General features: G+C 67.9%; 7 protein-coding genes and 1 riboswitch. Of the genes, 5 read left to right on the top strand and 2 right to left on the bottom strand.

Annotation, left to right across the window (positions count from 1 at the left end; all coding sequences use genetic code 11):
• Window positions 1–44 precede the first annotated feature (44 nt).
• Entirely contained in the window at window positions 45–1,052 is a 1,008-nt protein-coding gene (locus GFD21_RS00190; protein ID WP_163195919.1) for a hydroxyacid dehydrogenase, read from the bottom strand.
• 402 nt (window positions 1,053–1,454) lie between these two features.
• Here GFD21_RS00190 and ilvD point away from each other — a divergent pair, with 402 nt between their 5' ends.
• The 5 genes from ilvD (at window position 1,455) to ribH (ending at window position 7,472) form a co-directional block, all read left to right on the top strand.
• Window positions 1,455–3,320: a dihydroxy-acid dehydratase gene (gene ilvD / locus GFD21_RS00185; protein ID WP_163195918.1), complete on the top strand. Its 1,866-nt coding sequence runs from the start codon at window positions 1,455–1,457 to the stop codon at window positions 3,318–3,320.
• Window positions 3,321–3,416: 96 nt separating this feature from the next.
• A riboswitch (FMN riboswitch) is annotated at window positions 3,417–3,546 on the top strand.
• A 245-nt stretch (window positions 3,547–3,791) separates the two neighbouring features.
• Complete coding sequence (gene ribD / locus GFD21_RS00180; protein WP_163195917.1) at window positions 3,792–4,907, top strand: bifunctional diaminohydroxyphosphoribosylaminopyrimidine deaminase/5-amino-6-(5-phosphoribosylamino)uracil reductase RibD; 1,116 nt, start codon at window positions 3,792–3,794, stop codon at window positions 4,905–4,907.
• The gene (locus GFD21_RS00175; RefSeq protein WP_163195916.1) at window positions 4,888–5,574 is read left to right on the top strand and encodes a riboflavin synthase; all 687 of its coding nucleotides are present in this window, start codon (window positions 4,888–4,890) and stop codon (window positions 5,572–5,574) included. Before ribD ends, GFD21_RS00175 begins: the two co-directional genes overlap by 20 nt.
• Window positions 5,575–5,611: 37 nt before the next feature.
• A complete protein-coding gene (locus GFD21_RS00170; RefSeq protein ID WP_163195915.1) occupies window positions 5,612–6,961 on the top strand; it encodes a bifunctional 3,4-dihydroxy-2-butanone-4-phosphate synthase/GTP cyclohydrolase II in 1,350 nt (449 codons plus the stop codon).
• A gap of 1 nt (window position 6,962) precedes the next feature.
• Window positions 6,963–7,472, top strand: coding sequence for a 6,7-dimethyl-8-ribityllumazine synthase (gene ribH, locus GFD21_RS00165; protein ID WP_163195914.1), 510 nt, complete (start codon window positions 6,963–6,965; stop codon window positions 7,470–7,472).
• A 56-nt stretch (window positions 7,473–7,528) separates the two neighbouring features.
• Here ribH and GFD21_RS00160 read toward each other — a convergent pair whose 3' ends face one another.
• A complete protein-coding gene (locus tag GFD21_RS00160; RefSeq protein ID WP_404801537.1) occupies window positions 7,529–8,524 on the bottom strand; it encodes a ribokinase in 996 nt (331 codons plus the stop codon).
• Between the last annotated feature and the right edge of the window lie 70 nt (window positions 8,525–8,594).

The following is an 8,594-nucleotide window of genomic DNA, read 5'->3' as shown; positions in this document are numbered from 1 at the left end:
CCCCCCCCCCCCCCCCCCCCCCCCCCCCCCCCCCCCCACTACGCTCACTCGCCGAAGTCGAGCGGCTCGCCCTTGATCATGTGGGTGAGTTCGTTGACGACATTCTCGCCCATGCCCTGCAGCTCGGTGCCCTCGGAGCCGGCGATGTGCGGGGTCAGGACCACGTTCGGCATGTCCCATAGCGGCGAGTCGGCGGACAGCGGCTCGTCCGGGTCGGTCACGTCGAGGATCGCGTTGATGCGGCCGGTCTTGAGCTCGGCGATCATCGCGTCGGCGTCCACGACGGCGCCGCGGGCGGAGTTGATGAACCAGGCGCCGTCCTTCATCATCCTGAAGTACTTCGCGCCGATCATACCCTTGGTGGCGGGCAGGCTCGGGGTGTGCAGGGAGACGATGTCGGACTCGCGGAACACGGTCTCGAGGTCGGCCTTCTTCGCGCCGAGGGAGGAGGTCTCCTCCTCGCTCATCGAGCGGGATTCGGCCAGGACGTTGAGACGGTAGCCCTTGAGCAGGCCGAGCAGGTGACGGGCGATGCGCGAGCCGGCGGTGACCAGGCCGACGGTCTTCTCGTAGTTGCCGGCGGTCGGGAACTCGACCTCACGGTTGATGTACTCGCGGCGCTCGCGGTAGATGCGCTCGGCGCGGAAGAAGTCCTTGTTGGCCATGAGGATCATCGCCATGCAGTACTCGGCGACGGGGATGCCGTTGACGTAGCCGGAGTTGGACATGAGGATGCCGCGGCGCCTGACCTCGTCGAGCGCCTCCGGCGTAAGCAGGCGCCATGCGTTGCCGGCGGCAGCCGCGATGCCCTTGAGGTTCGGCATCTTGGCGAGGGTCTCGGCGTCGATGCGGGCGTCCGGGCCCCATCCGGAGAAGATGTAGTCGGCCTTGGCGAGGCGGTCGTCGAGGCCGTCGGCGTGGAAGTCGCCGATGACGTCGCGGTCCACGTCGGCGACGGCGTCAAGACGGGCCCACTGGGTGGGGTTCATGAGCTTGTCCACCAGTTCGGCGGGCTGCATGGTGAGGACGACCTTCGGCTTGGATGCGGTCATGATGATACTTCTTTCTGTGGTGCAGTCGTTCGGTTCGCGACTTTGCGGTAAGCCCTTACCGAAAACAGTGTACAGCTTTTCAAGGAATCTGTCGAATGTGTTTCGGAAAAAATCTGTAAGGGCTTACCGCAATTGTGCATCACAGCCCCACCGTCCGCGGAAGGACCCGCCTCTCCATGCACGCCCCCGATTCCGCGGCCGGGACGACATCGGGCACGCTCGATTCCGCGGCCGGGACGGCGTCGGGCCCCACACCGACGCACGCGCGGGCGACGCCCGGAGTCGCGGAAGCTGCCGTTGCGGCGCATGCCCACACCGCCGTGACCAACGTAACATCCTCGTGAATTCCATATATTGACTCTTGACAAAACGCGTGTCCCGATTAGGGACTTGAATGGAACCATGACTGAAATGCGATCCGCAAAACTCATGTCCGGCCGCGTCTTCGCAGGCGCGCGAGCCCTCTACCGTGCCGCCGGCGTCAGCGGCGACGACATGGGCAGGAAGCCCATCATCGCCATCGCCAACTCCTTCGACGAGTTCCTGCCCGGCCACGTCCACCTCAACAAGGTGGGCCGCATCGTCTCCGAGGCCATCAAGGAGGCGGGCGGCATCCCGCGCGAGTTCAACACCATGGCCGTCGACGACGGCATCGCCATGGGCCACACCGGCATGCTGTACTCCCTGCCCTCCCGCGACATCATCGCGGACACCGTCGAATACCAGTGCAACGCGCACTGCGCCGACGCCCTGATCTGCATCCCGAACTGCGACAAGGTCGTCCCCGGCATGCTCATGGCCGCGCTGCGCCTCAACATCCCGACCGTGTTCGTCTCCGGCGGCCCGATGGAGGCCGGCACCACCGTCCTCGCCGACGGCACCGTGAAGAAGAACACCGACCTCATCTCCGTGATGTACGCCTCCGCCGACGACAACGTCTCCGAGGAGGACCTGCTCAACTACGAGAAGACCGTCTGCCCGACCTGCGGCTCCTGCGCCGGCATGTTCACCGCCAACTCGATGAACTGCCTGACCGAGGCCATCGGCCTCGCCCTGCCCGGCAACGGCACGATCCTCGCCTCCCACGGCTTCCGCAAGGAGCTGTTCCGCAAGGCGGCCCGTCAGGTCGTCAAGATCGCGAACCAGTACTACAAGGATTCCGACGACTCCGTGCTGCCGCGCTCCATCGCCACCAAGCACGCGTTCGAGAACGCGATGACGATGGACGTCGCGATGGGCGGCTCCACCAACACCGTGCTGCACATCCTCGCGATGGCCCAGAGCGCGGACGTGGACTTCACGCTCGACGACATCGAACGCATCTCGCACACCGTGCCGTGCATCTGCAAGGCCGCCCCGTCCGGCAAGTGGGAGATCTCCGACGTGCACCGCGCCGGCGGCATCTGCGGCATCCTCGGCGAGCTCGACCGCGCCGGCAAGCTGCACAAGGACGTCCATTCCATCGACTACCCGTCGCTCGAGGCCAAGCTCGACGACTGGGACATCATGCGCGACACCTGCACCGAGGAGGCCAAGACCCTCTACCACGCGGCGCCGGGCCACATCATCTCCCCCGAACCGTGGACACACGAGACGCTGTTCGACTCGCTCGACACCGACCGCGAGCACGGCGCCATCCACGACATCGACCACCCGGAGATCCACGAGGGCGGCCTCGCCGTGCTGCGCGGCAACCTCGCACCCGACGGCTGCGTCGTCAAGACCGCGGGCGTGCCGCAGGAGATCTGGAAGTTCCGCGGACCGGCGCTCGTCGTCGAGTCCCAGGAGGAGGCCATCAAGGTCATCCTCGACGACACCCTGAAGCCCGGCATGGCGCTGGTCATCCGCTACGAGGGCCCGAAGGGCGGCCCGGGCATGCAGGAGATGCTGTACCCGACCTCCTTCGTCAAGGGCAAGGGCATCGGCAAGCAGGTCGCCATGCTCACCGACGGCCGCTACTCCGGCGGTTCCTCGGGCCTGGCCATCGGCCACATGGCCCCGGAGGCCGCGAACAAGGGCCCGGTGGCGCTCATCAAGAACGGCGACATCATCGACATCGACATCGAGGCCCGTTCCGTGAACGTCGAACTGACCGACGAGCAGCTGGCGGAGCGCCGCCGCGAGCTCGAGGCCGGCGACGGCTACGTGGCGCACCGCGACCGCAAGGTCTCGCAGGCCCTCAAGGCCTACGCCGCCTTTGCCCGCTCCGCGGACAAGGGCGCTACGCGTGACCCGGAGCTCATCAACAAGCTCTCCGGCCTCGCCTGATCGGAACCCTCACACGGAAGCCGGCGTCCACTACATGGGACGCCGGCTTCCGTCGTCTATGCCCCGCCCCCTATACTGTCGAACCGACAATTCAATACGCATCTTCAGGGCAGGGTGAAATTCCCGATCGGCGGTTCAGTCCGCGAGCATCGCGATCAGCAGTCGCGATGCCGAACCGGTGAGATTCCGGTACCGACAGTCATAGTCTGGATGAAAGAAGCTGCGGCGGCGTGGACCATCGGCCCGCGTACGCGACCGCATACCGTCGCGTACGCGCATCGGCGATGCGCATCATGCGACCCATCTCGAGCACCCTGGATTTCGAACGGAATCCGGGGTGCTCGCGTTTCGGGACCATAAAACGTGATGCGTCTCGCCCGATGCCCGGGCAGCCGGAATCAAAACCGGCACACGACCCCACCGCCATCATGAAGCACCCTGGACATGCCCTATCGCAAGGAAAGGGGATTCATGGACGATAGGGACCTCATGTCCGTGGCATTGCGCCACGCACGACTCGGAGCGGGCAAGGTCAACCCGAACCCGATGGTGGGGGCGGTCATCGCGCGCGACGGCGCGATCATCGCCACCGGACATCACGACCATTTCGGCGGATGGCACGCCGAACGCGCCGCGCTCGAAGCGGCGAAACGCGACGGCGTCGACGTGCGCGGCGCCACGATCTACGTCACGTTGGAACCCTGCTGTCACACGGGCAAGCAACCGCCGTGCACGCAGGCGCTCATCGACGCCGGAATCGCCCGCGTGGTGGTTGGCTCCCCCGACCCGAACCCGCTCGTCGCCGGCAAAGGCGTGCGCCGGCTCACGGACGCGGGCATCGAGGTCACGCAGGGCGTGCTGCGCGAGGAATGCGACGCGCTCAACGAAATCTTCCTGCACTACATCACCACGCGCACGCCGTTCGTCATGCTCAAATACGCGATGACGCTCGACGGCCGCATCGCCACCGCATCGGGCCTGTCGCGCTGGATCACCGACGAGGCCGCGCGCCGCCGCGTGCACGAGGACCGCGGCCGGTTCGCCTCGATCATGGTGGGCGTGGGCACGGTCATCGCCGACGACCCGCAGCTCACCTGCCGCATCGACGGCGGCCACGACCCGATCCGCGTGATATGCGACACCGATCTGCGCACGCCTCGCGACGCGGCGGTCGTCGCCACCGCGCGCGAGACGCCCACGATCATCGCCACCTGCTCGACCGACGAGACCCGCGCGCGGGCCTACCGCGACGCGGGCTGCGAGATCCTCCACGTGCCGGCCGACGCCGACGGGCACGCCTCCGTCGCCGCCATCGTCGAAACGCTCGGCGGGCGCGGCGTCGACAGCGTGATGATCGAAGGCGGCGGCGAACTCGCCTGGTCCGCGCTGCGCGACCAGGTCGTGACCAAAGTGAGCGCCTACGTCGCGCCGAAACTGTTCGGCGGCCGCACCGCGCCCGGCCCGGTGGGCGGCGCGGGCGTCGGCGCGCCGGACGACGCCTTCCTTCTCACGCGCCGCACCGTCGCCACGGTGGGCGACGACATCGTCATCGAAGGAGGCGTCGACTATGTTCACCGGAATCGTTGAGGACCTCGGCACGGTCGTCGGATTGGAGAACGGCGCCGACTTCGCGCGCCTGTCCGTCGACTCGCCGACGGTGGTGACCGACCGCACGGCGATCGGCGAAAGCATCGCCGTCAACGGCGTGTGCCTGACCGTCACGTCCGTGCGCGGCACGACGTTCACCGCCGACGTGATGCACGAAACGCTGCGACGCTCCTCCCTCGGCTCGCTCCGCCGCGGCGACCATGTGGACGTGGAACGCGCGATGTCCGCCGACGGACGGTTCTCCGGACACATCGTCTCCGGGCACATCGACGGCACCGGCGTGGTCACGTCGATCACGCGCGACGGCATCGCCGTCGTCTACACGATCCGCGCGCCGTACACGCTCATGCGGTTCATCGCCGAGAAGGGATCGATCGCCGTCGAGGGAATCAGCCTGACGATGACGCACGCCGGACGCGACTCGTTCGGCGTGTCGATCATCCCGCACACCGCCGCGCACACGGTGCTGGACGAACGGCGCATCGGCGACGTGGTCAACCTCGAAATCGACCCGATCGCGAAATACACGGCGCGACTGCTGGAGATGCCGGCGGACGGCGGCACGGACGACGTGACGGCCGGCACGGCCGGAGACACCGGAACGGGCGCGATCACGGCGGACTTCCTCGCCGCGCACGGATTCTGACAACGACAAGACATCATCGAGAACGGACATGACAGACATGACGCAACACACGGAACATACGCAACATACGAACCCGAACGACCCGGTGGCGCGCGCCATCCGGGACATCGCGGCCGGGCGCATCGTCGTCGTGGCGGACGACGAAAGCCGTGAGAACGAAGGAGACCTCATCTGCGCGTCCCGCCACGCGACGCCGAGCAACATCGCGTTCATGGCCACGCACGGCAGGGGCCTGATCTGCACGCCGATGAGCCCGGAACTGGCGACGCGGCTCGACCTGCCGCCGATGTGCACGGCGAACACGGACAACCACCACACGGCGTTCACCGTGTCGATCGACCACGTGGCCACCTCCACCGGCATCAGCGCGCGCGACCGCTCGCTCACCGCGCTGGCGTGCGTCGACCCGGACACGCGGCCGCAGGACTTCCGCCGCCCCGGCCACATGTTCCCGCTCGTCGCACGCCCCGGCGGCGTGCTGGAACGCAACGGGCACACGGAGGCAACCGTCGACCTGGCGCGGCTGGCCGGACTCGAGCCGTGCGGACTGTGCTGCGAGATGATGAAGGCCGACGGCACGATGATGCGGCGCGACGACCTCGAACGCTTCGCCGCCGAACACGGCCTGGCCTACATCACCATCGCGCAGCTGCAGGACTACCGCCGCACGCACGCGTTCCCGCACACGGTGCGCCGCGTGGCGCGCGTGAACCTGCCCACCGAATACGGACGGTTCACGATGGTCGGCTACGAGTCGGACGACGGCGGCGAGCACGTGGCGCTGGTGATGGGCGACGACATCGTCTCCGGAGAGCCCGTCCTGTGCCGCATCCACTCGCAGTGCCTGACCGGCGACGTATTCGGCTCGCAACGCTGCGACTGCGGACCGCAGCTGCATGAGGCGATGCGGCGCGTCGCCGAGGCGGGACGCGGCGTCATCCTGTACCTGAGCCAGGAGGGACGCGGCATCGGACTGCTCAACAAGCTGCGCGCCTACGAGCTGCAGGAACGCGGGTTCGACACGCTCGACGCGAACCTGGAACTCGGATTCCCCGCCGACGCGCGCGAATACGAGACCGCGGCGGCCATGCTGCGCGACCTCGGCGTCGCGTCGGTCGACCTGATGACCAACAACCCGGACAAGATCGGCCAGCTGGAGCAGGCGGGGATCGCCATCGCCTCGCGCGTGCCGATCGTCATCCCCGCGAACGCGTACGACGCGAACTACCTGTCCACCAAGGAACACCGGATGGGGCACCTGCTGGGCGCCCTGTCGGACATGACGAACCTGTCCACCATGACGAACCTGTCCACCATGACGAATCTGTCGACCATGACGAATCTGTCGACCATGACGAACATGGCGACCACGACAAAGGAGAACTGAAATGACCGTATTCGAAGGACAACTGGTAGCCGGAGCCGCTTCCGTCGCCGGTGACGATTCCGCCGCCAAGCCGATCCGCATCGGCATCGTGGCGGCGAGGTTCAACGAGTTCATCACCTCGAAGCTACTGTCCGGCGCGCAGGACGGCCTGCGCCGCCACGGCGTGGCCGACGAGGACGTGGACGTGGCGTGGGTGCCCGGATCGTTCGAGATCCCAATCGCGGCCAAACGCATGGTGTCCACCGGACGCTACGACGCGGTGATCTGCCTCGGCGCGATCATCCGCGGCAGCACCTCCCACTACGACCTCGTGTGCAACGAGACCGCGAAGGGCATCGCGCAGGTGTCGCTGAACTCGGACGTGCCGGTGCTGTTCGGCGTGATCACCACCGAGAACATCGAGCAGGCCATCGAACGCGCCGGCACGAAGGCCGGCAACAAGGGCTTCGACTGCGCGCTCGGCGCCATCGAGATGGTCAACGTGCTGCGCGCCATCAGCTCCGGGGAGTAGGCTCACCGACGCTCGGGTGGTGGTACGCCGGACGGCGAGCGCCACCACCCGACGTGTCACCGCCCGGCGTACCAGTCGCGGATCGTCGACGCGTCGCCGTAGGACGCCTGCGCGCCGCGCCCGGTGGCGGCGTAGGCGGAGACCACGGAGGCAAGCGCCGCGCTGTCCGCAAGCGTGTAGCCGGAGGCGAGGCCGGCGAGCACGGTGCCCATGAAGGCGTCGCCGCAGCCGGTGGTGTCGACCGCCTCGACGCGCGTCGGCGCGATGCGGGAGAACCCGCCCTCCGCAGCGGCGTCGAGCACCACGGACCCGTCGCCGCCGAGCGTGACGATGGCCCGATCGAAGCCGAATCCGCGCATGCGTTCCGCGGCGGCGGCCCAGTCGAAGCCGGACCAGTCGCCGTCGGCGGGCTCGGCGAGGCCGAGCATCTGCGCCATCTCGTGCTCGTTGACGAGCAGGATGTCGGTGAGCTTCACGAGCTCGGCGGGCAACTCGGGCCGGAACGGCGAGTTGTTGAGCAGCACGGTCCTGCCGGCCTCGTGCGCCAGTCGGGCCGCCTCGATGACGGCCTCCATCGGGCTTTCCAGGCACAGGCCGAGCACGTCGGCGCCGGTCAGCGCCACACGCACGGACTCGACGTACCCGGCGTCGACCTGCGCGTTGGAGCCGGGCGAGTAGACGATCATGTTCTCGCCGCCTTCGTCGACGGCGATGACCGTCGTGCCGCTGGGGCCGGGCACGCGGCGCACGTGCGTGGTGTCCACGCCGGCCTTGCCGAGCTCGCCGAGCAGGAAATCGGCGTTGGCGTCGGAGCCGACCGCGCCGAACATGCGCACGTCGGCGCCGATGCGCGCGGCGGAGGCGGCCTGGTTGCCGGACTTGCCGCCGGGCAGCACGGTGAGCGGGCCGCCGGTGACGGTCTCCCCCGGGCCGGGCAGGCGCTTGGTGGCGACCGTGTAGTCGGCGTTCATCGAGCCGATGACGGACACGGTGCCGTGGATGTTCTCGAGCATGGTGGTGATGTTGTGCTGCGACACGGGATTGCCTTTCATTCGGAATCGTCGGGAGGGGCGCCCTGGTTCATCGGGGTCCGGGACCGTCCATGTCCCCGGGCCGGTCGCG

Origin of the sequence: Bifidobacterium platyrrhinorum (assembly GCF_010667645.1) — a bacterium.
GTDB lineage: Bacteria > Actinomycetota > Actinomycetes > Actinomycetales > Bifidobacteriaceae > Bifidobacterium > Bifidobacterium platyrrhinorum.
The sequence above is the reverse complement of the archived record's forward strand: the minus strand, read 5'-3'. Positions and strand labels throughout refer to the sequence as shown.

Coding starts and splice junctions, on each gene's coding strand:
- GFD21_RS00190 (WP_163195919.1), bottom strand. CDS start 1,052: ATGACCGCATCCAAGCCGAAGGTCGTCCTCACCATGCAGCCCGCCGAA.
- ribD (WP_163195917.1), top strand. CDS start 3,792: ATGGACGATAGGGACCTCATGTCCGTGGCATTGCGCCACGCACGACTC.
- GFD21_RS00175 (WP_163195916.1), top strand. CDS start 4,888: ATGTTCACCGGAATCGTTGAGGACCTCGGCACGGTCGTCGGATTGGAG.
- ilvD (WP_163195918.1), top strand. CDS start 1,455: ATGACTGAAATGCGATCCGCAAAACTCATGTCCGGCCGCGTCTTCGCA.
- GFD21_RS00170 (WP_163195915.1), top strand. CDS start 5,612: ATGACGCAACACACGGAACATACGCAACATACGAACCCGAACGACCCG.
- ribH (WP_163195914.1), top strand. CDS start 6,963: ATGACCGTATTCGAAGGACAACTGGTAGCCGGAGCCGCTTCCGTCGCC.
- GFD21_RS00160 (WP_404801537.1), bottom strand. CDS start 8,524: ATGAAAGGCAATCCCGTGTCGCAGCACAACATCACCACCATGCTCGAG.